The organism is Vibrio sp. A11 (assembly GCF_013048705.1).
Taxonomy (GTDB): domain Bacteria; phylum Pseudomonadota; class Gammaproteobacteria; order Enterobacterales; family Vibrionaceae; genus Vibrio; species Vibrio metschnikovii.
On record NZ_VHSI01000018.1, the window covers coordinates 22,195 to 46,209 of the forward strand.

23 protein-coding genes are annotated in these 24,015 nt (G+C 46.1%); 14 read left to right on the forward strand and 9 right to left on the reverse strand.

Translation table 11 applies throughout. The features are described 5' to 3' along the window. Positions 1-3: 3 nt before the first annotated feature. The 10 genes from FKQ60_RS15160 (at position 4) to FKQ60_RS15205 (ending at position 8,828) form a co-directional block, all read left to right on the forward strand. Positions 4-585: an aminodeoxychorismate/anthranilate synthase component II gene (locus FKQ60_RS15160; protein WP_154168438.1), complete on the forward strand. Its 582-nt coding sequence runs from the start codon at positions 4-6 to the stop codon at positions 583-585. A 53-nt stretch (positions 586-638) separates the two neighbouring features. Continuing rightward, positions 639-1,637, forward strand: a complete 999-nt coding sequence (trpD, locus tag FKQ60_RS15165) for an anthranilate phosphoribosyltransferase (RefSeq protein WP_161426053.1) — start codon at positions 639-641, stop codon at positions 1,635-1,637. Positions 1,638-1,642: 5 nt separating this feature from the next. Beyond that, complete coding sequence (gene trpCF / locus FKQ60_RS15170; protein WP_170906698.1) at positions 1,643-3,052, forward strand: bifunctional indole-3-glycerol-phosphate synthase TrpC/phosphoribosylanthranilate isomerase TrpF; 1,410 nt, start codon at positions 1,643-1,645, stop codon at positions 3,050-3,052. Positions 3,053-3,160: 108 nt separating this feature from the next. Next, positions 3,161-4,351 carry a tryptophan synthase subunit beta gene (gene trpB, locus FKQ60_RS15175; protein ID WP_004395467.1) on the forward strand — a complete coding sequence of 397 codons (1,191 nt, stop codon included), beginning with the start codon at positions 3,161-3,163 and terminating at the stop codon, positions 4,349-4,351. Next, the gene (gene trpA / locus FKQ60_RS15180; RefSeq protein WP_170906699.1) at positions 4,351-5,163 is read left to right on the forward strand and encodes a tryptophan synthase subunit alpha; all 813 of its coding nucleotides are present in this window, start codon (positions 4,351-4,353) and stop codon (positions 5,161-5,163) included. The genes trpB and trpA overlap by 1 nt, the downstream gene beginning before the upstream one ends. 373 nt (positions 5,164-5,536) lie before the next feature. After that, complete coding sequence (gene nhaA / locus FKQ60_RS15185) at positions 5,537-6,736, forward strand: Na+/H+ antiporter NhaA (RefSeq protein ID WP_170906700.1); 1,200 nt, start codon at positions 5,537-5,539, stop codon at positions 6,734-6,736. 186 nt (positions 6,737-6,922) lie between these two features. Further along, positions 6,923-7,468 (forward strand): septation protein A, encoded by a 546-nt coding sequence (locus FKQ60_RS15190; RefSeq protein ID WP_154168446.1) that lies wholly within the window; start codon positions 6,923-6,925, stop codon positions 7,466-7,468. Between the two features lie 118 nt (positions 7,469-7,586). Continuing rightward, positions 7,587-7,991, forward strand: a complete 405-nt coding sequence (yciA, locus tag FKQ60_RS15195; RefSeq protein ID WP_040904380.1) for an acyl-CoA thioester hydrolase YciA — start codon at positions 7,587-7,589, stop codon at positions 7,989-7,991. 148 nt (positions 7,992-8,139) lie between these two features. Beyond that, positions 8,140-8,436, forward strand: a complete 297-nt coding sequence (locus FKQ60_RS15200; protein WP_154168448.1) for a YciI family protein — start codon at positions 8,140-8,142, stop codon at positions 8,434-8,436. Between the two features lie 2 nt (positions 8,437-8,438). Then, positions 8,439-8,828 (forward strand): GspS/AspS pilotin family protein, encoded by a 390-nt coding sequence (locus FKQ60_RS15205; protein WP_154168450.1) that lies wholly within the window; start codon positions 8,439-8,441, stop codon positions 8,826-8,828. 90 nt (positions 8,829-8,918) lie between these two features. Here the strand turns inward: FKQ60_RS15205 and bioD are convergent, their stop codons facing one another. Genes bioD through bioB form a run of 4 tightly spaced genes read right to left on the reverse strand, consistent with a single transcriptional unit; the run spans position 8,919 to position 12,619 of the window. Further along, a complete protein-coding gene (bioD, locus tag FKQ60_RS15210; RefSeq protein ID WP_170904842.1) occupies positions 8,919-9,623 on the reverse strand; it encodes a dethiobiotin synthase in 705 nt (234 codons plus the stop codon). Then, positions 9,620-10,426 carry a malonyl-ACP O-methyltransferase BioC gene (gene bioC, locus FKQ60_RS15215; protein ID WP_004395477.1) on the reverse strand — a complete coding sequence of 269 codons (807 nt, stop codon included), beginning with the start codon at positions 10,424-10,426 and terminating at the stop codon, positions 9,620-9,622. The genes bioD and bioC overlap by 4 nt, the downstream gene beginning before the upstream one ends. Further along, positions 10,423-11,580, reverse strand: coding sequence for an 8-amino-7-oxononanoate synthase (bioF, locus tag FKQ60_RS15220; RefSeq protein ID WP_170904843.1), 1,158 nt, complete (start codon positions 11,578-11,580; stop codon positions 10,423-10,425). Before bioF ends, bioC begins: the two co-directional genes overlap by 4 nt. Continuing rightward, positions 11,567-12,619 (reverse strand): biotin synthase BioB, encoded by a 1,053-nt coding sequence (bioB, locus tag FKQ60_RS15225; protein WP_004395479.1) that lies wholly within the window; start codon positions 12,617-12,619, stop codon positions 11,567-11,569. Before bioB ends, bioF begins: the two co-directional genes overlap by 14 nt. Before the next feature lie 270 nt (positions 12,620-12,889). Here bioB and bioA point away from each other — a divergent pair, with 270 nt between their 5' ends. Then, on the forward strand, positions 12,890-14,173 hold the full coding sequence (gene bioA, locus FKQ60_RS15230; RefSeq protein WP_170906701.1) for an adenosylmethionine--8-amino-7-oxononanoate transaminase: 1,284 nt from the start codon (positions 12,890-12,892) through the stop codon (positions 14,171-14,173). A gap of 99 nt (positions 14,174-14,272) precedes the next feature. Here bioA and serS read toward each other — a convergent pair whose 3' ends face one another. The 4 genes from serS to FKQ60_RS15250 all read right to left on the reverse strand — a co-directional run bounded on the left by serS (position 14,273) and on the right by FKQ60_RS15250 (position 18,449). Then, positions 14,273-15,580 (reverse strand): serine--tRNA ligase, encoded by a 1,308-nt coding sequence (serS, locus tag FKQ60_RS15235; protein WP_170906702.1) that lies wholly within the window; start codon positions 15,578-15,580, stop codon positions 14,273-14,275. Between the two features lie 101 nt (positions 15,581-15,681). Then, entirely contained in the window at positions 15,682-17,031 is a 1,350-nt protein-coding gene (locus tag FKQ60_RS15240) for a replication-associated recombination protein A (RefSeq protein WP_158138297.1), read from the reverse strand. Between the two features lie 21 nt (positions 17,032-17,052). Beyond that, a complete protein-coding gene (gene lolA, locus FKQ60_RS15245) occupies positions 17,053-17,646 on the reverse strand; it encodes an outer membrane lipoprotein chaperone LolA (RefSeq protein ID WP_170906703.1) in 594 nt (197 codons plus the stop codon). Between the two features lie 182 nt (positions 17,647-17,828). Then, entirely contained in the window at positions 17,829-18,449 is a 621-nt protein-coding gene (locus tag FKQ60_RS15250) for a YecA family protein (protein ID WP_154168459.1), read from the reverse strand. Between the two features lie 180 nt (positions 18,450-18,629). Here FKQ60_RS15250 and dusC point away from each other — a divergent pair, with 180 nt between their 5' ends. Beyond that, the gene (gene dusC / locus FKQ60_RS15255) at positions 18,630-19,577 is read left to right on the forward strand and encodes a tRNA dihydrouridine(16) synthase DusC (protein ID WP_170906708.1); all 948 of its coding nucleotides are present in this window, start codon (positions 18,630-18,632) and stop codon (positions 19,575-19,577) included. A gap of 87 nt (positions 19,578-19,664) precedes the next feature. Here the strand turns inward: dusC and yfbV are convergent, their stop codons facing one another. Next, complete coding sequence (gene yfbV / locus FKQ60_RS15260; protein ID WP_040904387.1) at positions 19,665-20,117, reverse strand: terminus macrodomain insulation protein YfbV; 453 nt, start codon at positions 20,115-20,117, stop codon at positions 19,665-19,667. A 351-nt stretch (positions 20,118-20,468) separates the two neighbouring features. Here yfbV and FKQ60_RS15265 point away from each other — a divergent pair, with 351 nt between their 5' ends. Continuing rightward, positions 20,469-21,665: an acetate kinase gene (locus FKQ60_RS15265; RefSeq protein ID WP_170906704.1), complete on the forward strand. Its 1,197-nt coding sequence runs from the start codon at positions 20,469-20,471 to the stop codon at positions 21,663-21,665. A gap of 189 nt (positions 21,666-21,854) precedes the next feature. Further along, positions 21,855-23,999 carry a phosphate acetyltransferase gene (gene pta, locus FKQ60_RS15270; protein WP_004395489.1) on the forward strand — a complete coding sequence of 715 codons (2,145 nt, stop codon included), beginning with the start codon at positions 21,855-21,857 and terminating at the stop codon, positions 23,997-23,999. Positions 24,000-24,015: the final 16 nt, after the last annotated feature.

The window sequence follows — 24,015 nt, forward strand, 5'->3', positions numbered from 1 at the left end:
CTCATGGCGAATATTTTGTTTGTCGATAACTTTGACTCCTTTACCTACAATTTGGTCGATCAATTTCGCACCTTAGGTCATCAAGTGACCATTTATCGTAACCACATTACCGCGCAAACCATTGAACACGCCATCACGCAACTAGATAATCCTTTGCTGGTCTTATCACCAGGACCGGGTGCGCCATCTGCCGCGGGTTGTATGCCCGAGCTACTACAACGCTTAAAAGGTAAAGTGCCGATCATCGGCATATGCCTTGGTCATCAGGCCATCGTTGAAGCCTATGGCGGCACCGTTGCTGGAGCCGGAGACATCGTACATGGCAAAGTGTCAATGATGGAACATCAGCATCACGCGATTTATGCCCAGTTGCCCTCACCGATGGCGATTGCGCGTTATCACTCACTGGTCGCCACACAAGTCCCTGACTGTTTAACTATTACAGCAAAAGTTGATGGTTTGGTGATGTCTGTTGTCCATGAACAAGACAAAATTTGTGGTTTTCAGTTTCATCCTGAGTCGATCATGACCACCTATGGCGCCACATTGCTTGCCAATGCCATTGATTGGGCACTGAGCGAATAAGCTCAACCACGATGCTCCGCCTAATTTTATACACAGATTGATAGGGATATTTTATGCAACACATCATCGATAAACTGTATGCCCAGCAGTCACTTTCGCAACTGGAAAGTCAGCAGCTATTTGATGTCATCATTCGAGGTGATCTTGACCCCATTTTAATCGCCGCGGTATTAACCGCCTTAAAAATGAAAGGCGAAACACCGGATGAAATCGCTGGCGCGGCGCAAGCTTTGCTTGCTAACGCTGAACCGTTCCCGCGTCCAGACTACGACTTTGCGGATATTGTCGGCACCGGTGGCGATGGTGCAAACACCTTTAATATTTCCACCACTGCCGCTTTTGTCGCCGCGGCATGCGGCGTGAAAGTCGCCAAGCACGGTAATCGTGGCGTTTCCAGTAAATCAGGCTCTTCTGATCTGTTAGACTCTTTTGGTATCAACCTTGCGATGAGCGCTGAGCAAACTCGTCAAGCCATGGATGAGTTAGGTGTGGCTTTCTTGTTCGCTCCCCACTATCACCAAGGGGTTCGCCATGCGATGCCCGTACGTCAAACCCTGAAAACACGCACCATTTTCAATATCTTAGGACCTTTGATTAATCCGGCTCGGCCAACGATTCAACTGATGGGGGTTTACAGTCCTGAGCTAGTATTGCCAATCGCCCAAACCATGTTACAAATGGGGCTGCAACGTGCTGCCGTGGTGCATGGTAGCGGCTTGGATGAAGTCGCCATCCATGGTGAAACTTTAGTTGCAGAAATTCGTCATGGTGAGATTATTCAATATACCTTGACCCCCAAAGATTTTGGCCTCGAGTCTTACCCTCTCTCTGCTATTCAGGGCGGAGAGCCGGCAGAAAACCGCGCCATCATTACCCATCTTTTGACGGGGAAAGGCAGCGATGCCCAACTGGCTGCTGTTGCGGTGAATGTCGCTCTACTGCTACGCCTGTTTGGTCGTGACGATCTGAAAGCCAACGCCCAGTTAGCTATTGACGTGATGAACTCGGGTAAAGCGTTTCAACTGGTTCAACAATTAGCACAAAGAGGTTAAATCCTATGTCTGAGCAACTCTCCGAACATATTTCCATCCAAGATACTCAGATGGCCGAAGTGTTAGCTAAAATCGTGCAAGATAAGTACCTTTGGGTTGAACAGCGTAAAACCAAACAGCCGCTGAATACTTTTCAAGCCTTGCTGACACCAGCCGATCGCTCATTTTATGACGCCCTCAGCCCAGAGAAAACGCGCTTTATTTTAGAATGTAAAAAAGCCTCACCGTCCAAAGGGTTGATTCGCGAAGATTTTGATTTGGATTATATTGCCTCAGTTTATCATCAATACGCAGATGTGATCTCGGTTTTAACCGATGAAAAATATTTCCAAGGCAATGTCGAGTTTCTGCCACGGATCCGAGGGCAAGTGAGTCAGCCAATCCTGTGTAAAGATTTTATGGTTGATGCTTATCAAGTGTATTTGGCTCGTCATTATGGCGCTGATGGGATTTTATTGATGCTATCGGTACTCGATGATCAGCAGTATCAACACTTAGCCGCGATTGCTCACCAACTGGGCATGGGCGTATTAACCGAAGTCAGTGACCATGCGGAATTACAGCGCGCCATCACCCTAGAAGCCAAGGTGATTGGTATTAATAACCGTAACTTGCGCGATCTCTCAACTGATCTCAATCGCACTAAACAGTTAGCTCCCTTATTACCAAAAGGCACCATCATCATTTCAGAATCGGGCATTTATCACCATCAACAAGTGCGTGATCTGGCCCATTATGCCAGCGGCTTTTTAATCGGCAGTTCACTGATGGCCGAGCAAAATCTTGAACTGGCGGTGCGCAAAATTATCCTCGGTGAAAATAAAGTCTGTGGCTTAACCCATGCCGATGATGCCGCCAAAGCCTATCAAGCCGGAGCCGTGTTTGGCGGGTTAATTTTTGTGTCTAAGTCACCACGTTATGTGGATATTGAACAGGCACGACTCGTCATGAGCGGCGCACCACTGCATTACGTGGGGGTATTTCAAAATCATTCACTGCAAGAGGTGGTCGATATCGCGCAGCAGCTATCGCTCAAAGCGGTACAGTTGCATGGTGATGAAGACCAAGCTTATGTTGATCAATTAAGAATGCAATTAGCCAATGAGATTGAGATCTGGAAAGCCTATGGCGTGAGTGATAGCAAGCCAAAAACTCTGCAACGGCATATTGATCGTCATCTGTTTGATAGCCAAGTCGGCGCTCAATCGGGTGGCACAGGACAAGCTTTTAACTGGCAACTGCTCGATGAGGTCAATAACGTGATGCTCGCTGGAGGAATAAACCCAGACAACGCTCAGCAGGCGGCAAGCCTTGGCTGTTTGGGATTAGATCTCAATTCAGGAGTAGAAAGTCAACTCGGTAAAAAAGATCAACAGAAACTTAATTCAGCATTTCGTGCCATTAGGCATTATTAATCACCGATTTGCGCATGACCAACAGTCCAAACCACCCACTAGGGTGGCAAACGACGCCAATGACAAGAGGATCATGCGCAACCAATGACAAGACAAAGGATACGAATCATGGCAAAGCTTAATGCCTATTTTGGCGAATACGGTGGTCAATATGTGCCACAAATTTTAGTCCCTGCGCTGGATCAGTTAGAGCAAGCGTTTATTGATGCGCAAGAAGACCCTGACTTTCGCGCTGAATTTATGACCTTGTTGCAAGAGTATGCCGGTCGCCCAACCGCTCTAACCCTAACCCGCAATCTCACTAAGGGCACCAAAACCAAGCTATATCTAAAACGAGAAGATTTATTGCACGGCGGCGCGCACAAAACCAACCAAGTTCTTGGCCAAGCCTTGCTAGCAAAACGGATGGGCAAACATGAAATCATCGCCGAAACCGGCGCCGGGCAACACGGGGTAGCCACCGCGCTCGCTTGCGCGCTACTTGGACTGAAATGCCGCGTTTACATGGGCGCTAAGGACGTTGAGCGCCAAAGCCCGAACGTCTTTCGTATGAAACTGATGGGCGCAGAAGTTATCCCTGTTCATTCTGGTTCGGCAACCTTAAAAGATGCCTGTAATGAGGCGCTGCGTGATTGGTCTGCTACTTATGAAACGACTCACTATTTACTCGGTACCGCGGCAGGCCCACACCCTTTCCCGACCATAGTCCGTGAATTTCAACGCATCATTGGTGAAGAAACTAAGCTGCAAATTTTGGCTCGTGAAGGACGCTTACCTGATGCCGTATTAGCCTGTATCGGCGGCGGCTCTAACGCGATTGGTATGTTCGCCGATTTTATTGATGAACCTAACGTACGTTTGATTGGTATTGAGCCAGCAGGAAAAGGCATTGATACCCATCAACACGGCGCGCCACTCAAACACGGTAAAACGGGGATCTTTTTTGGTATGAAAGCGCCACTGATGCAAGATTCGTATGGCCAAGTCGAAGAGTCCTATTCGGTTTCTGCTGGGTTGGATTTTCCATCCGTTGGCCCGCAGCACGCGCACCTGAATGCCATTGGCCGCGCAGAATATGAAAGCATTACCGATGATGAGGCGCTAGAGGCGTTTCAATCTATCGCGCGTAATGAAGGCATCATCGCGGCTTTGGAATCCTCACACGCGCTCGCTTATGCGGTAAAAATGGCGTATGCCGAGCCCGATAAAGAGCAGTTACTGGTCGTCAATTTATCTGGTCGTGGTGATAAAGATATCTTCACCGTCCATCAATTATTAGAAGAACGAGGCGCACTATAATGGATCGTTATCAACATTTATTCCAACGTTTGGCAGCACAGAACCAAGGCGCTTTTGTTCCGTTTGTCACCATTGGCGACCCTAACCCACAGCAGTCGCTGCGCATTATGCAAACCCTGGTTGAAGCCGGAGCCGATGCACTAGAGCTGGGTATGCCATTTTCAGATCCCTTGGCGGATGGCCCGACTATTCAAGGGGCGAATATTCGCGCGTTAGCATCCGGTACCACACCCGATCAATGCTTTGAGCTGATCAGCACCATTCGAGCACAATATCCTGATTTACCCATTGGTTTATTAATGTATGCCAACTTGGTCTACGCTCGCGGCATCGATAATTTTTATCAACGCTGCCAACAAGCGGGCGTTGATTCAGTGTTAATCGCTGACGTCCCCACCAATGAAAGTGCTGAGTTTGTGACCGCAGCGAAAAAATACGCCATTCATCCAATTTTTATTGCACCACCTACCGCCAGTGATGAGATCTTACAATCGGTTGCAGAGCTAGGTAGCGGCTATACCTACCTTTTATCTCGCTCAGGGGTAACGGGCGCAGAAACCAAAGCCAACATGCCCGTTCACGCCTTACTCGATCGCCTTAACCAATTTTCAGCGCCTCCAGCGTTACTCGGTTTTGGCATTTCAGAGCCAGAACAAGTCAAACAGGCCATTGAGGCTGGCGCTGCTGGGGCGATTTCTGGCTCGGCGGTAGTAAAAATTATCGAGCAACATCTTGCCGAACCCGAAGTGATGCTGGATGAACTGAAAACTTTTATTTCGGCAATGAAAAACGCCACTCAACGCGATAACTAATTATCCGCTAAGTACTTAGCGTTTCACTGAGGCGGCCTTATGGTCGCCTATTTTTTCGCTTCCTTTTATCTACAAACCCAGTCTATTTTCCTCTCACTTCCTCTTCTGGTGACAAATGTGAACTGACTCCAAGTATTTACTTTTCACCCTTCAATTTACGCTCCAATTCGGAAATCCCGATTGTTAAACAAGATTTAATCGATATAAACGAGACGAATATTTTCACAGTCAACTATCATAGGCTCAGATGTTGAGTTTTTACTCTGACAATGCCCAAGACCAATGTTGATAGAAGACTTAACGTTTCATTACACGACTAGATTGAAACTATCGGCTATAGCAATACTAAAAAAATAACAATGGAAGAATGACAATGTATAAAAGGATTAAATATTTTCTCACCAGTGATCCTGCGAGCGGTGTATTACTGCTGCTTGCCGCCATCACCGCACTTGCCATCGCTAACTCACCACTACAACACTCTTATCAACAATTTTTAAACTTTTATGTTTTTGGGATCAGCGTCAGTCATTGGATCAATGATGGCTTAATGGCTTTATTCTTTTTAATGATTGGCTTAGAAGTAAAACGTGAGTTGATTGAGGGATCGTTAAATAGTCGTTCAAAAGCCATGTTACCGGCGATGGCTGCCTTAGGTGGCATGCTATTCCCTATCGCTATCTTCTTGTTTTTTAATTATCAAGATCCGATTGCCATCAATGGTTGGGCAGCTCCAGCGGCGACAGATATTGCTTTTGCTTTGGCAATTCTAAGCTTACTCGGTAAACGAGTGCCCGTTGAATTGAAAGTCTTCTTGTTGGCTTTGGCCATTATTGATGACTTAGGCGTGATTTTTATTATTGCTCTATTCTATAACAGTGAGCCTTCAGGCATGATGCTGCTGTTTGTCTTGACCATCAGTTTGTTTTTATTCTTTTGTGGCAAGAAGCAATTTTCCTCTCTCGCGCTGTATTTTGTATTATTCCTTGTACTTTGGTTTACCGTCTACCACTCAGGAATTCACGCTACGCTCGCAGGCGTTATCGCTGGTTTCTTAATTCCACTGACTTGCCGAGCAGGAAAGAGCCCGGCGAAACGGGTTGAGCATTTATTGAACCCTTATGTCGCGTTTTTAATCTTACCGCTGTTTGCCTTTGCTAACTCTGGCGTCACGTTTTCGTCGATTAATATCGTCAGTAGTAATGCTCACTTACCGCTCGGTATTGCGCTAGGATTATTTGTCGGTAAACCTATCGGTGTCTTCTTATTCAGTTGGTTAGCGATTAAGCTTGGCGTCGCTCAACTGCCCCCTACTGTCAACCTACGCATGATTCTATCGGTAGCGGTACTGTGTGGGATTGGTTTTACTATGTCTATTTTCATTTCCACTCTCGCGTTTACCGCTGAGCAAAGTGTGATGGTCGATTACGCCAAAATCGGTATTTTGATGGGCTCGACCGCTTCAGCCATCTTGGGGTTTTCTATGTTAATGAAGGCGCTTCCAGTATCAACGCCACACATTGTCTCTAGCCAAGCCAGAGTAAGTGAGTTGCAACAAAGCCGAATTAAATAATCATGGTTGCTTCTATACTCAAACAACGTGGAATTATAATTAGGCGGTAACGGAGTGAATCCCCAATCATATAAATAAACGATATGATTGGGGTAAGCCAACACCACGGTGAGCGATTATCTGTTTTGATTTAGTGATTATTTCGCTAGACTGTCACCATCGTCTCCTTTTGGGCCTCATCTGATAATGAAACAACTGCTCGACTTTATTCCGCTGATTATTTTCTTCGTACTATTTAAGCTTTACGATATCTATATTGCGACTGGCGCGCTGATCGCCGCAACCGCACTGCAAGTGCTGATCACTTACTTTTTAGTCAAAAAAGTCGAAAAGATTCAGCTGATCACTTTTGCTCTTGTGGCTATTTTTGGCGGCATGACCATCTTCTTACATAATGATAACTTTATAAAATGGAAGGTGACCATTGTCTATCTGGTGTTTGCTATCGGACTTGCTGTCAGTCATAAACTGGGTAAATCAGCGATTAAAGGTATGCTTGGCAAAGAAATTTCACTACCGAATGATATTTGGGCCAAAATCACTTGGGCATGGGTGATGTTTTTTGCTGTCTGTGCGCTTCTCAATACTTACATTGCCTTTCAGCTCTCGTTAGAAGTATGGGTTAATTTCAAGGTATTTGGCTTACTTGCCGCAACGTTTATCTATACTTTACTGACCGGATTTTATATCTATAAACACCTGCCAAAAGAGCAAAAAGACACGGAACAGTAACGGGAGGCAGCCCGATACTCATAACACTTTTGAGCTTAATCCTATTTTAAGGGTATAATCTCAGTTCTTTTTCAGCGACCCTTGTGGGTCGCTGTTTTGTTTATTGTGGATGTCGAAAATGAATCAGGATGCACACTCTCCTAAAGGCCAACTATTATTGAGAACGTTAGCGATGCCAGCCGATACCAATGCCAATGGTGATATCTTTGGTGGCTGGATTATGTCGCAACTCGATCTCGCTGGTGGTATTCTCGCTAAAGAAATTTCCAGCGGACGTATTGTTACTGTCTCTGTTTCTAGTATTACCTTTAAAAAACCAGTCAAAGTCGGTGATGTGGTGTGCTGTTATGGTGAATGCACCAAAATCGGCCGAACCTCGATGTCGATTAATCTTGAAGTGTGGGTCAAGCCAATCAAAGAAGATGGGGTACTTGATCGCTTTCAAGTGTGTGAAGCTACGTTTAATTATGTCGCGATTGATGCAGATGGGCGGCCTCGAGTGATAAAGCAGAGAGGCGCTTGATCACATAACGAAGGATTAATAATATTAATCGTCAATAGGCATTTTAAAATCGCTTTACTTTCAGTACATTAACATCAACCATACTGACTAAACCGAAAGTTATAGGTAGACAGATAATCTACTTTTAAACACCAATAAGGATATCAATATGTGGTATGTGATCTTTGCTCAGGATGTACCGAATTCTCTAACACAACGCCTTAGTGCTCGTCCTGCTCATTTAGCACGCTTACAAGCATTACGTGATGAAGGTCGCTTGCTTACTGCGGGACCAATGCCGGCTATTGATGCAGAGAATCCGGGTGACGCTGGATTTACTGGCTCAACAGTGATTGCTGAATTTGAATCTCTACAAGCGGCCCAGCAATGGGCTGACAACGACCCTTATGTCACGGCTGGCGTTTATGCCCAGGTGATCGTCAAACCATTCAAAAAAGTGTTTTAATTATGAATAAGTTACTATTGTCCTGCGTAGGACTGACGATGCTATTATTGGCTGGCTGTAGTTCAACCGCCGATCAACAAAAACACCTAGAACTGCTTGCCGCTAATCGTGCCAGCGTATTAAACGCTGAACTCCCGATTGAACAAGGCCCTTTGACTATCATGCGTGCCAGCGCCAAGGGGACAATGATTGAAATGATGATGATTTATAACAACGACCAACAAGGTGCGACCCCAATTGATCAAGTGATGCAATCCAGTTTACAACGTTTTTGCTCGACACCTGATATTCGTGCCAATCTTGATGTCGGCATTAGTTATCGTTTCTTGGTACGCAACCCACGAGGACAAACCATGGTTGACCAATCGATGACGAAAAGTAGCTGCAAATAAACGCTAAATTCGGCTTTCCTATCGATGAGAATTCAGTCGTGGGCAAACTCAAATGAACAAGGTCTAACCATTCCGGTAGACCTTGTTTCTCTAACAAGTCAGCGTTTCTTGCTGCTCAATCAATAATGGGGATAAATCAATATACTTACCCAAATCTCGGCACTTAATACTTGGCATGTAGGGAATCTCACCTAACTTTGGCGCATCAATCCGATGTTCTAGTAATTGAATAATATCTGCATAGTGCTCGGTTCCAGGATTAACTCGATTCGCCACCCAGCCAACAATCTTTAATCCATCAGCATGAATGCTTTCTGCCGTTAGTAAAGCATGGCTTAAACAACCCAGTTTAATACCAACAACTAAAATCACTGCTAATTGTTCTTGCTGCACCCAGCGAGATAAACCCTCACTATCCGATATTGGTACCCGCCAACCACCTGCGCCTTCAACCAATACAACATCAGCATGAGATTGTAACTTCGCGAGTTTTTCACTCAGCACACTAGTATCTATATTTACCTGCTCATGTTTGGCGGCAATATGAGGCGAAGCCGGCAAGGCTAACGGATACGGATTAATATCTTCATACGGCATTTTGACGGTTGCTGCTTGCAACAAATGTAAAGCGTCGCCGTTACGCATCCCCTCTGCCGTTTGCTCACATCCAGCCGCTACTGGTTTATAACCTATAGTAGAAAAGCCACGAGCGGCCAATGCCTGCAAAATCGCTTTTGAAGCCACGGTCTTACCCACATCGGTATCCGTACCGGCAATAAATATTGCGTTAATCATCGATGTAACACCCCTAAACAAACTTGATACGTTGCAGGTAGGAGGCCTTGCTGACCAGCAAACTGCTGATAGGCCTGCTCTACCTGAGCAAGAGTGTGGCGGCCCGTTAGCCCTTGAGATCGGCCATGGATATGGGTGGCCCCAATACCTTTCAGATCGCGCATTAATTGATAAGCGCTCTCATACCACACGGTTATTGCGGGTAAGTCTAAGTGATATTGCGCAAAGTCAGATTGCGCTAACGCAAGGTTTATCTTATTCACATCCGCAAAGCGTTTAACGTGTTGATGTACATCAACCTTCTGCCACGCTTGTGCTAACTCGGTTAATGATCCAAACAATAAAGTGGAAAATCTTGCTTGTCCTTGAGGTTTGAGAATGCGATGAATTTCTTGCAGCGGAACGACTAAATCCTCACACCACTGCAAGGCTAAACTCGAAAACACCAGATCAAAGTGCGCAGCTTTGAAAGGGAGAGCTTCAGCGTCAAGTTGGACATAATGCATTCGATAATGACCACAACGCTGTTTAGCCTGATACAACATTGCTGATGAAAGATCCGCACAGACGACAGTCGCCCCCCGTGATCGCAGTTGCTGAGCGAAATAACCCGTACCACATCCCAAATCCAGTACCTGCCAATCCACCAGTTGTTTGGGCAAAGTGTCCAATAACCGTTGCCCGACATCACGTTGAAAAGCCGCATGTTGATCGTAACGAGATGCCGCTTTGCTGAAGGCTTGAGCAATGGCTTTTTTCGTTGCCCCTTGCTCAGCGTGCTCTACCCCAACCGCGAGGTTCATAATTGCCCCTCCATCGCCATCATTAAAGCGTCAGCCAGCTTTGTGACTTGTTGATTGGTGTGATTGGCCGTTAACGTAATTCGCAGTCTTGCTTGATTGGTCGGGACCGTGGGGGGGCGAATTGCACCCACCCAAATGCCACCATCACGCAGTCGGTCAGCAATAGTGATGGCACGCTGGTTGGTTCCTAGGATAAATGGTTTGATGGGAGTTGAAGTGGAAACAAAGCCAGGCACACCACTAAGCATTTGGTCATAGACCATAGAAAGTTCTTGCAACTTCTCTCTGCGCCACGATTGTTGTTGCACCATTTGGATAGAATGACAGAGAGCATAAGCTTGTGCTGGCGGCATCGCCGTTGAATAGACATGATGACGAGCAAATTGGGTTAAATAATCTCCCAAAACCTCACTACATAAGATTGCTGCTCCCGATAAACCAAGCGCTTTACCAAAAGTGACGACCAAAATATCGGGTTGAATTCCTGCTTGCGCGCAGCTTCCTCGCCCTTGCTCCCCCAAAACACCAATACCATGTGCATCATCAACCATCAGCCAGGCTCGTTGATCAACCTGCTGCTGGATTGATGATAAAGGCGCTCTATCACCATCCATACTGAATACCCCCTCAGTGACTACCAACGCGTGCTGGGATGAATGGGCGGTTAACAATTGCTTAAGGTGTTCAAGATTATTGTGCTGAAAGCGCCGTAATTGGGCTGAAGATAATAAGCCAGCTTCAATCAACGAGGCATGATTAAGCTTATCTTGTAAGAGCAGGTCCCCCTCCTCTAACAAGGTGAACAACAGGGCTTGATTGGCGCTAAAGCCAGAGCTAAACAAAATAGCTCGAGGATACCCTAACCACTCGCAAAGCAAGGCTTCAAGCCGCTGATGCGCGGGGGAAAAACCACTCACTAATGGCGAAGCGCCGCTGCCAGCACCAAAGAGAGCTAAGCCTTGCTGCCACGCTTCAACTAATGAGCGGTCACTCGCTAACCCTAAATAATCATTACTCGCAAAATGATCATACTTTCGCCCTGCGTGAACTAATTGCGCTGAACCTGTGGTTTGAACTGCTGACAATTGGCGGGTTAAGCCTCGTTGGTTTCGCTCATTCAGCGCATACTCAATCCGTTGCTCAAAGGCTAGCATCGTAAAACAGATCCGTATTACTTGGTCTTGATGCAACACGTTCAATCACTTGATCGAGCAGATCGTTTTCTGTCACTTGATCCGGTTTTTGAATCGCTTGTTGACGGTTAATACCTAACTTATTAAACAGCTGCAGATCACTGTCTTCAGCAGGATTTGGCGTAGTTAATAATTTGCAACCATAGAAGATTGAGTTGGCACCAGCCATAAAACACAGTGCCTGCATCTGTTCGTTCATCTTCTCTCTCCCTGCGGATAAACGCACCGCAGATTTTGGCATCATGATCCGTGCAACCGCAATTAACCTTATAAAATCAAAAGGCTCAACCTCTTCTGCACTCGCGAGTGGTGTTCCTTGAACTTTAACCAGCATATTAATCGGCACACTTTCAGGTTGAGTCGGTAGGTTGGCCAACTCAACGAGCAGGCCAGCACGATCATCAACACTTTCTCCCATGCCGATGATCCCGCCAGAACAAATTTTCATTCCGGAATCACGGACATGAGACAGGGTATCTAAACGGTCTTGGTAGGTTCGCGTGGTAATAATATTGCCGTAAAATTCAGGAGAGGTATCAAGATTATGGTTGTAATAATCTAATCCTGCTTGCGCTAGCTCATACGCTTGCTCTGCACTGAGCATGCCTAACGTCATACAGGTTTCTAGCCCTTTTTCTTTGACACCAGCAATCATCGCTTTCAACAATGGCATATCGCGCGCTTTGGGATTTTTCCATGCTGCTCCCATGCAAAATCGCGTCGATCCCGATTGCTTGGCTTTTTCCGCCGCGTCTAAAACACGCTCTACTTCCATAAGTCGCTCTTTATCAACATCAGTCCGATAATGAGCACTTTGTGGACAATATTTGCAATCTTCCGGACAAGCCCCAGTTTTGATCGATAATAAGGTACTGACTTGAACATGATTGTGGGGGTGAAACTGACGATGAACTTGCTGCGCAGTAAATAACAAATCCATAAATGGTTGATCAAGCAGCGCAGTAACCTCCGCCCTTGTCCAGTTGTGACGTACTTCCACGAGTAATCCTTAGCAATGTGCCTTGCTTGGTGACATTTATGCGCTGTAGTCTACTGAAGCGACATCAACTGTCAACTATAAATTAACTCACAAGTTTACATCCGACTAAATAACGACCTTGCGCGTTAGGTGGATTTCTCATCACCTTCCCCAGTTTTTATACCGCTTATGCTTGGATCTATCGCCCCTCCAAGCTAGACTGTCAACATTTAAAAAACCATTGAGTTTACAACAGATGACTTTAAGCTCTCACTTAAGTATGGACTTTTCATGGATTTAGCTTTTGATCGCCAACATATCTGGCATCCTTACACGTCAACCATTAATCCGTTAACTTGTTATCCCGTCACTCATGCACAAGACGTGACTCTCTACTTAGAAGATGGCAAAACATTGGTTGATGGCATGTCGTCTTGGTGGGCAGCCATTCATGGTTACAATCATCCGGCGCTAAATCAAGCGGTGCATCAGCAAGTGGATAAAATGTCCCATGTCATGTTTGGCGGCCTCACGCATCAGCCAGCAATTGACCTGTGTCAACAGCTGCTGGTATTGGTACCTAATAATTTACAGCACGTCTTTCTCGCTGATTCCGGATCGGTAGCGGTAGAGGTCAGTTTAAAAATGGCGCTACAGTACTGGCACGCCAAAGGTGAACGACGCTCGAAGTTTCTTACCTTACGTCATGGTTATCATGGTGATACCTTCGCTGCGATGTCAGTGACTGATCCTGATAACTCAATGCATAACCTATATAAAGGCTTTTTACCTGAGCACATTTTCGCTGATTCACCAAAAACTGGTTTTTATGATCGTTGGCAAGAGTCTGATATCGACGATTTTCGCAGCAAGATTGCGCTCCATCATCAACAGATTGCCGCGGTGATCCTGGAGCCGATAGTCCAAGGTGCAGGAGGAATGCGTATCTATCATCCGCAATTTCTGCGTGAAGTACGCCGACTTTGTGATCACTATAACGCGCTGTTAATTGTTGATGAAATTGCTACCGGTTTTGGTCGAACGGGAAAATTGTTTGCTTGTCAGCATGCGAATATACAGCCGGATATTCTGTGCCTTGGTAAAGCCTTAACCGGCGGTTATATGACGCTTGCGGCGACATTAACCAGTAAAACTGTCGCCGATACCGTTTGTAGTGGTGAGGCCGGTTGTTTTATGCATGGGCCAACGTTTATGGGTAACCCTTTAGCTTGTGCCGTCGCTTCCGCCAGTCTCGCACTGATTGCCAAAGGAGATTGGCAAACGCAAGTGGCTAATATTGAAAGCCAATTTGCCAAACGTTTACCCAATTTTACCGCCTACCGACACGTAAAAGACGTGCGCTGGCTTGGCGCCATTGGCGTCATAGAAACCCACCATCCAGTCAATATGAGCGTGATTCAAGCGTTGTTTGTCGAGCTTGGCGTATGGATCCGCCCTTTTGGCCGCTTGATTTATCTCATGCCACCTTATATCAGTGACAGCAAACATATTGATAGCCTATTAGATGCGGTAGAGACGGCTGTGCAAAATGACGACTGTTTCCAAATAAGCTAGCAATAAACGAAAACTCGTTTTAAATCGATAGCGCGCAGCTTAGCATCAATAAAAAACCGACGCACTGAGCGTCGGTTTTGAGTAACAATAAGGCAGAAATTAACCGATGTGGGTTAAACCACCCATGTATTTTTGTAATACCGCTGGGATTTCAATACGGCCATCCGCTTGCTGGTAGTTTTCCAAAATCGCTACCATGGTACGGCCCACAGCTAGCCCAGAACCATTCAGAGTGTGTACGAGTTCAGGGCGCTTTTCTGCCTTGCGACGGAAGCGAGCTTGCATACGGCGAGCTTGGAAATCCCACATGTTTGAGCATGATGAAATCTCACGGTAGGTTTTTTGCGCGGGTACCCACACTTCTAAGTCGTAAGTTTTACAAGCACCGAAGCCCATATCACCGGTGCACAGCACCACTTTACGGTAAGGAAGATCCAACAGTTGTAGCACTTTTTCTGCATGAGCGGTCAACTCTTCTAACGCCGCCATCGAATCTTCTGGCTTAGTGATTTGCACTAACTCAACTTTATCGAATTGGTGCATGCGGATCAAACCGCGGGTATCACGACCATAAGATCCGGCTTCAGAGCGGAAACACGGTGTGTGAGCGGTCATTTTCAGTGGCAGCTCTGCCTCATCCAAAATTACATCACGTACCAAGTTGGTCACTGGAACTTCTGCCGTTGGGATCAAAGAAAAACGGCGAGGATCTTCATCGCTGGCTTTTTCCGTCAATGGCTCGGTGTGGAACAGATCTTTACCGAATTTAGGTAGCTGACCAGTACCAAATAACGTCTCTTGGTTGACTAAGTAAGGAACGTATAGCTCAGTATAACCATGTTGTTCAGTGTGCAAATCAAGCATAAATTGGGCAATGGCACGATGCAAACGAGCAAACTGGCCTTTCATGATCACAAAACGAGCACCAGTAATTTTGGTTGCACTCGCAAAGTCTAAACCGCCGCTCATTTCACCTAAGTCAACATGATCTTTCACTTCAAAATCATACTCTTTCGGTGTACCCCAGCGTGACACTTCCACGTTGTCGTCTTCATCTTTACCATCGGGCACTGAACTATCAGGAATATTAGGTACGGTTTGCGTGATCGCTTCTAGTTCCGCTTGGATTTTGTCTAACTCAACTTTCTTGCTGTCGAGATCCTCACCGAGAGTACCAATTTGCTGTTTAATCGCTTCCGCACTCGCTTTATCGCCTTGCGACATCAGTTGGCCAATTTGCTTGGAGATGGAGTTACGCGTGGATTGTAAATTTTCAACTTCGACTTGAATCGACTTACGTTGCTCTTCAAGGGTGCGAATGGTTTCGACGTCGAGCGTAAAGCCACGACGTGCTAATTTTGCAGCTGTTTCATCCAGCTCTGTGCGAAGTAATTTAGAATCCAGCATTGCTAATCCTATGCTTTAATGTTGTGAAGAAACATGGGCGTTGTTTTTTTGAACAACATCACACGTATTGAATTTACTCAGCCAAAGATAACCAAAAGCCACTACTTTTCATAGCGCTTTTGTGGGCTTTTTGCGTCTAAATCGGCTAGATACTGGAGTTTTTCCGCAATCTTAGTTTCTAGGCCACGATTAGTTGGCTGATAATAACGCTTACCTATCATTTCTGGCGGTAAGTAACGCTCACCAGCGGCAAAAGCCCCAGGCTCATCATGGGCATAACGGTATTCCGCACCATACCCGAGATCTTTCATTAAATGAGTCGGAGCATTACGCAAATGTGCTGGCACCTCATACTCTGGCAAGTTACGAGCATCATTCAGGGCCTGTTTCCAAGCGGTATAAACTGCATTACTTTTCGGAGCACAGGCCAAATAAACCACCGCTTGAGCAATCGCGCGCTCACCTTCAGCTGGACCGACACGGGTAAAACAGTCCCAAGCAGAGAGAGCGACTTGCATTGCTCTTGGGTCTGCATTACCCACATCTTCAGAAGCAATCGCGAGTAAACGACGCGCAATATATAATGGGTCGCACCCTGCGCTGATCATTCTCGCCATCCAATACAAGGCGGCATCGGCATTGGAACCACGAATCGACTTGTGTAATGCCGAGATTAAGTCGTACCAAATATCGCCTTTATTATCAAAACGAGCGACTTTTTCTCCCGCCACTTCAGCCAATAAACTGAGCGTGATCTGTTTACGGCCTTGCGCATCTTGACTTGCCATGTCATACAACAGTTCTAAATAATTGAGCGACATTCGTGCATCGCCATTAACCAACTCGGCGAGCCGCTGCAAAACGTTATCATGAAAATCAGCTGGATGTTGGCCAAGCCCTTTTTGCTTGTCGTCAATCGCTTGTTGCAGTGTTTGTAAAATTTCATCGACGCTCAATGAGGTGAGTTTGTACACCCGTGCGCGAGATAACAACGCATTGTTTAATTCAAATGACGGGTTCTCCGTTGTCGCGCCTATAAAGGTCACCGTTCCATCTTCAATATGCGGTAAAAAAGCATCTTGCTGTGATTTATTAAAGCGATGAACCTCGTCGACAAAAAGAATCGTCCTCCGCCCGACGCGCTGATTTTCTCTCGCTCTATCGATAGCCGCACGAATTTCTTTAACGCCGGACGTGACGGCTGAGACACGTTCTACTTCAGCATTCGCGTAATTGGCAGCGACTTCAGCTAGCGTCGTTTTTCCAGTTCCCGGCGGGCCCCAAAGAATCATCGAGTGAAGATGCCCCGCCTGTAACGCACGACGCAGTGGTTTATCTTGGCCAAGAATGTGCTGCTGGCCAATATATTGCTCAATGGTTTGTGGCCTCATACGTGCCGCAAGGGGACGAAAATCTTCATCCCCTGAAAAATCTAAACGGTAATTACTCACGATCGCTCATTGATTTTGTTACTAGCGTTGATCATCAACATCAACCCCATCGGGGATGACAAATTGAAAACGGCTGATAGGCGGCTTTTGCAAAGTGACATCATGGAAGGTAAAACGACTTTGCTGACCATCTTGCTCGATGACGGTAAATCCGGTCACTTTCCCTTGTGCATCAATCACGATCTGAAAACGTCCTTGGTTCGATTCAAAGGTAATCGGTGTTAAGGTAAACACATCGCCTTCAGCTTCGACTTGGTACGCATTCCAATCACTGGCTTGATTACGAGTCAGTAATATAAAAGGTGTCTGCTCAGTGGCTTGTTGCTGATTATAAATTGAGACTTGTTCGATAAATGGGCTGTAATACCACAGTGTTTGTCCATCGGAGACCAAGATATTTTCATCCGGTTCAAAGGTTTCCCAGCGAAACAATCCCGGACGAGCCACTTCAACGGTGCCCTTACCTCCCATGACTGTTTCCCCTTCTGGACTCAGCACTTGCTGATCAAACTGGGCACTAAAACCTTCGGTTAATGCTAAACGCTGACTCAGCGTCTCTTTAGGACTCGCCAATACCGAAAAGCTACAAAACAGCAGCACTATCCATTTTTTCATTTTATTTTTACTCCTGACAACCTGACTTAAGGATAAATCCGTGATGATTAACCGCATCAATATCTTCAATGGTAAGGTATAACGACTTTCCTTGTTTTATATGTCAACATTCGGTAGAAAAAGTTCGTGGTTAAACCGCGTCATGTCGAAAACAAGGTTGACATGACGCCGTCTAAGTGTGGTTATTGGCCACAGCAATGCTTGAATTTTTTACCACTCGAACATGGACAAGCGTCGTTACGCCCAACTTGTTTATAAGGATTAATGGTTTGGGCTTTAGCACCAAGCATCGCTTCATCGGCGGCCAGCGCCACCTCATGAACCATTAAATCCAGTTGTTCAATCATATGCGCTAACGTGGGCAATGATTGATAACCCGCGGCTTGCATCTGCTGATGAGTCCCCGCTTCATCAATCGCCAACATTAAGGTGGTTAATAACGCTTGTAGCATGCGTAATGAACCATCGGAATGACTGCTCGTCTGCCATTGCGGTTCGATCATCGGCCATAGACTCATAAACCCCTGAGCAAACTCCGTTAACCCCTTTTCACGTGATTCTGCGTGTTGCGATAAAAGACTTAACAACGCAAATTGATTGGCTTTAAGTTGCTGATACTGTGCATTGATCTGGGCGGTAACCAAAGGTTCCAGTTCATCGACATTGTCTGGAAACAACTCACTTAACCACTGCTTAGGATCCAGTGGCTGAGTAGCAAAATTCGCCGCTAATATACTGCCTTCGATAAACAAGGGGGATACAGAGCAGAAGTGCTTAGGGAGCATTATCAATGGGTAGTTCATAAATTATCGGTATCGGTCAATTAAGATTGACACAGTATAAACGTAAACCGTTGTCAGTTGCAGCCATGATCCGAGTATCACTTGCTACAATCGATCCGTAAGACGACAAAAGAGGATGACTCATCGCCCATCTGCCACTACAATCTCGCGTCTTTGTTATTGGCGGTACCACTCTTTATTATGCGCGTTATTTTAGGCCCAATGGAGGGCGTTCTTGACCACTTGATGCGTCAAATGCTCACCGAAATTAATGATTACGATTTTTGCGTCACCGAATTTGTTCGCGTGGTCAATTTGCTCCTACCGGATCATGTTTTCTATCGTCTTTGTCCCGAGCTTAAACACGCTTCACGCACTCAATCCGGCACCCCAATCAAAGTCCAGCTTTTAGGCCAAGAGCCACAATGGATGGCAGAAAACGCCGTGCGCGCCGCAGAATTGGGCGCCTATGGCGTTGATCTCAATTTTGGTTGTCCCGCGAAAATGGTCAATAAAAGCAAAGGCGGCGCGGCACTGCTGCAACACCCTGAATTGATTTATCAGGTGGTTAAAGCCTGCCGTGACGCGGTACCGAAACACATCCCTGTCAGCGCTAAAATTCGCTTAGGCTGGGAAGATCCTAATGACTGTTTTGACATTGTCGATGCGGTGACTCAGGCAGGGGCCGATGAGCTGACCGTACATGCGCGAACCAAAGCGGGTGGCTACAAAGCCAGTGAAATTCAGTGGGACTATATTGATCAGATCCGCCAAAAAAGCACCATCCCTTTGATAGCCAACGGTGAAATTTGGAATTATGCCGATGCGCAAGCTTGTATTAGTACGACTGGTGTTGATTCTTTAATGGTTTGCCGCGGCGCGCTGAATATTCCTAATTTAGGCAATATAGTCAAATACAACCATGCGCCAATGCCTTGGAATCAAGTTGTCGAATTATTACTCGAGTACTCTGCCTATGAAGTGCGCGGAGATAAAGGTCGCTACTATCCTAACCGCGTCAAGCAGTGGTTTTCGTATTTACGTCAAGCGTATCCAGAAGCGGCAGAGCTATTTAGAGAGATACGCACACTGACTGACGTCAACGCCATCGTGAGCCACTTTCAACGCTATCGCGATCAACTGTACTAATCGGCTCCCAAAAACAAAACACCGCGCGGCTCAATCAGCGGCGCGGTGTTATTCGTTTATATGGTCATATGACCGTCGATATCTTATTTAAAACCAGCGCTCTAACGCCCCTTTATCTAACTGACGAAAAGCGCGGTTAAGCACTAAAGCCAGTTCTTTATAACGGGGTTTCGCTTTGAGTGGCTCAAGCGCAAAACCCGTCTCAATGATTTTTTGGTGCAATTCACGATACCAGCCTGCCAATGAAGGAGGCAACTGGGTATTCGCACGGCTGCCTAACCACCAAATGCCTTGTAATGGCAAACTGATCGCAAACAGAGCCACCACAATGGTTTGTGGCATGGCTTGTAAATTATGAAAGCTCATTTGAGTCAGTACGCTAATCGCCGCAATGGCTGGCATGACTTTAATGCCAAAACGGGTCGCTTTTATGATACGTGCTTCCGGAAACAGTAAGTTGAGCTCTTTACGCATTGGCCAGGTATCCATGTACTTTTGGCCATCTCTTAAACTATGGATGATTCCTGCTCTGTTGGCCATACCCTCTCTCCTTCACTGTTGATGAACCTTAAGACTAAAAAATAGTTTAATGATTCAACAAATGGCGTAAAAATTTGACGAAAGCTAATATTGTTTCAAATTTTTTTTGTTATACTGAGCCATTATCGCTATCCTCTGCGGACTCTCAATCTTATTGTTGCTGTTATTTACAATTTAGGCAACCGTAAGACGAAATCAGCATGGAATGCGTCGACGATTATACTGATTCAGTCACGTCCCTATTATACGGATATTCACCGTGTTATTGATCAAGATTAGTTCTCACTTTTTACGGGTTCAGCTATTCTTGTGGTTAAATTTTATCCTAACTGATTATACAGGTAGTTATACATGTCCAAGCTAGTTTTAGTTTTAAACTGCGGTAGTTCTTCGCTCAAGTTTGCGGTTGTTGATGCAGAAAACGGCAATGAGCATCTCTCCGGTCTTGCAGAATGTCTGCACCTTCCTGAAGCGCGTATCAAGTGGAAACTTGATGGTAAACATGAAGCCCAATTAGGTCATGGCGCAGCTCACGAAGAAGCGCTCGCATTTATGGTTGATACCATCCTTGCTTCAAAACCTGAACTAGCTGAAAACCTTGCAGCTATTGGTCACCGAGTGGTACACGGTGGTGAGCAATTCACTCAATCAGCGCTAATCGATGATTCTGTATTAAAAGGGATTGAAGACGCTGCAACTTTCGCACCTCTGCATAACCCTGCACACATCATTGGTATCAATGCGGCTAAGAAAGCTTTTCCAGCGCTGAAAAATGTTGCTGTATTTGACACCGCATTCCACCAAACCATGCCTGAAGAAGCTTACCTATACGCACTACCTTACCATCTTTATAAAGAGCACGGTATCCGTCGCTACGGTATGCATGGAACTTCTCACCTATTTATTGCTCGTGAAGCCGCTGAGCGTTTAGGTAAACCAGCCAATGAATTGAACATCATTAACTGCCATTTAGGTAACGGTGCTTCAGTTTGTGCAATTAAAAACGGTCAATCGGTTGATACGTCAATGGGCTTAACACCACTTGAAGGCCTAGTAATGGGTACTCGTTGTGGTGATATCGATCCTGCGATCATTTTCCACCTACATGATGCATTAGGTTACTCGGTTGAGCAAATCAACACGATGCTAACCAAAGAGTCTGGCCTACAAGGCTTAACTCAAGTGACTTCAGACTGCCGTTTCGTTGAAGATAACTACGGTGAAAAAGAAGAAGCCACTCGCGCAATGGACGTATTCTGCCATCGCCTAGCGAAATACGTTGCTGGTTACACTGCAAGCCTGGATGGCCGTTTAGACGCTATCGTCTTTACTGGTGGTATCGGTGAAAACTCGGGTCCAATTCGCGAAATGGTTCTAAATCGTTTAGCAATTTTTGGTATTGAAATCGATAGCGCCGCTAACCTCAAAGCTCGTTTTGGCGGTGAAGGTGTGATCACCACAGCAAACAGCCGCATCCCTGCAATGGTTATCTCAACCAACGAAGAGCTGGTGATTGCTGAAGATACTGCGCGCTTAGCAGGCATCTAATTGTCCATGTAGGCGACTCTTCCTTCCTTGCCGATAGTGTTACTTATCGGCAAGGTTTATCTAGCGTCTCAAGATGTAGCCTATTTTTTTAGGGGCTCAAGACCTATTCTTACGGAATACGGCGTTGGGCTTTGTTCCTTTCAATCTAACTCGTTTAGATTGTATCGATAGTGTTGAGGTACTTAACGTATGTCCCGTACTATTATGCTTGTCCCAATCAGTGCCGGTGTGGGTTTAACCAGTGTGAGCATGGGTCTTTTGCGCGCCATGGAGCGTAAAGGTGTAAGCGTTTCTTTTTACAAACCAATTTCACAGCCACGTAGCGGTGGCGATCAGCCAGATTTAACATCAACCATTATTCGTCATAGTAGCGATATCAAAATTGCTGAACCAATGGCCATGTCAGCCGCCGAAGCGCTGATTGGCGGCGAAAAAATGGATGTACTACTGGAAACGGTTGTTGAACGCTATAACCAAATTATTGTTGATGCCGAAGTCACGTTAATCGAAGGTTTAGTCCCAACGCGTAAGCATCCTTTTGCGAACCAAGTTAACGCAGAGATTGCTAAAACGTTAGGCGCTGAAATTGTTTTCGTTGCCACGCCTGGTACCGATAATCCAACTCAGCTCAAAGAACGTATCGAAGTCGCTTGCTCTAACTTTGGCGGCACTAAGAATAAAAACATCTCTGGTGTGGTTATTAACAAACTCAATGCGCCAGTCGATGATGCGGGTCGTACTCGTCCCGATTTGTCAGAGATTTTTGACGATGCCGATGGTGCAAAACAGGCCAACCTTGAAGTAATGCAAATCTTCAACAGTAGCCCAATTCGCGTACTTGGTTGCGTGCCATGGAGCATTGACCTTATCGCGACTCGTGCGATTGATATGGCGAAACATCTCAAAGCCGAAATCGTTAATGAAGGTGATATCAACAGTCGACGCATTAAGAGCATCACTTTCTGTGCACGCTCTATCCCGCATATGATTGAGCACTTTAAACCTGGCTCATTATTAGTGACTTCAGCCGACCGTCCTGACGTTATTGTTGCTGCTGCTTTAGCGGCGATGAATGGCGTAGAAATTGGTGCCGTATTGCTGACCGGTGGTTACGATATTCCTAAAGAGATCGCTAACCTATGTAAGCCTGCTTTTGACACTGGCCTACCGATTTTCAAAGCGCAAGGCAATACTTGGCAAACCTCATTGAACCTACAAAGCTTTAGCCTTGAAGTTCCAGCGGATGATAAAGAGCGCGTTGAGTTTGTCAGTGAACATGTTGCTAGCCACATTGATGGCCCATGGATTGATTCGCTGACCGAAGGCACTCAAGCAACGCGTCGTTTAAGCCCACCAGCGTTCCGTTATCAACTGACTGAATTTGCTCGTCGTGCTAACAAACGTATCGTGCTACCAGAGGGTGATGAGCCACGTACCGTTAAAGCCGCTGCGATCTGTGCAGAGCGTGGTATTGCAAAATGCGTACTGCTTGGTAACCCAGAAGAGATCAAACGCGTTGCTGCATTGCAAGGCGTTGAGCTTGGTGCAGGCGTTGAAATTATTGACGCTGCAGCCGTTCGTGAAAATTACGTTGCTCGTTTGGTTGAGCTGCGTGGCGCGAAAGGCATGACCGAAGTCGTCGCTCGTGAAAAGCTTGAAGATTCGGTATTCCTCGGCACTATGATGCTTGAAGCGAATGAAGTCGATGGTCTTGTTTCTGGAGCGGTTCACACCACAGCCAATACCATTGTTCCACCATTCCAGATCATCAAAACTGCGCCGAACGCTTCGATCGTCTCTTCGGTGTTTTTCATGCTGCTGCCTGATCAAGTTTTGGTTTACGGTGACTGCGCGATTAACCCAGATCCAACTGCTGAACAATTGGCGGAGATCGCGATTCAATCGGCAGACTCTGCGGCTGCATTCGGTATTGAACCTCGCGTCGCGATGATCTCTTACTCAACCGGCACCTCTGGTAAAGGCGCGGATGTGGATAAAGTACGCGAAGCCACTCGTCTTGCTCAAGAGAAACGTCCTGATTTAATCATTGACGGACCTCTACAGTACGACGCTGCCATCATGGAAAATGTCGCGGCTTCTAAAGCACCGAACTCTCCAGTTGCAGGTAAAGCAACCGTGTTTATCTTCCCTGATCTGAATACAGGTAACACCACTTATAAAGCCGTACAGCGTTCAGCGGATCTGGTTTCTATCGGTCCAATGCTGCAAGGCATGCGTAAGCCAGTGAACGACTTATCACGTGGTGCTTTGGTTGACGATATCGTCTACACCATCGCCTTAACTGCGATTCAAGCAGACCAAGAGCAAAAATAATTGAGATAATGATTGC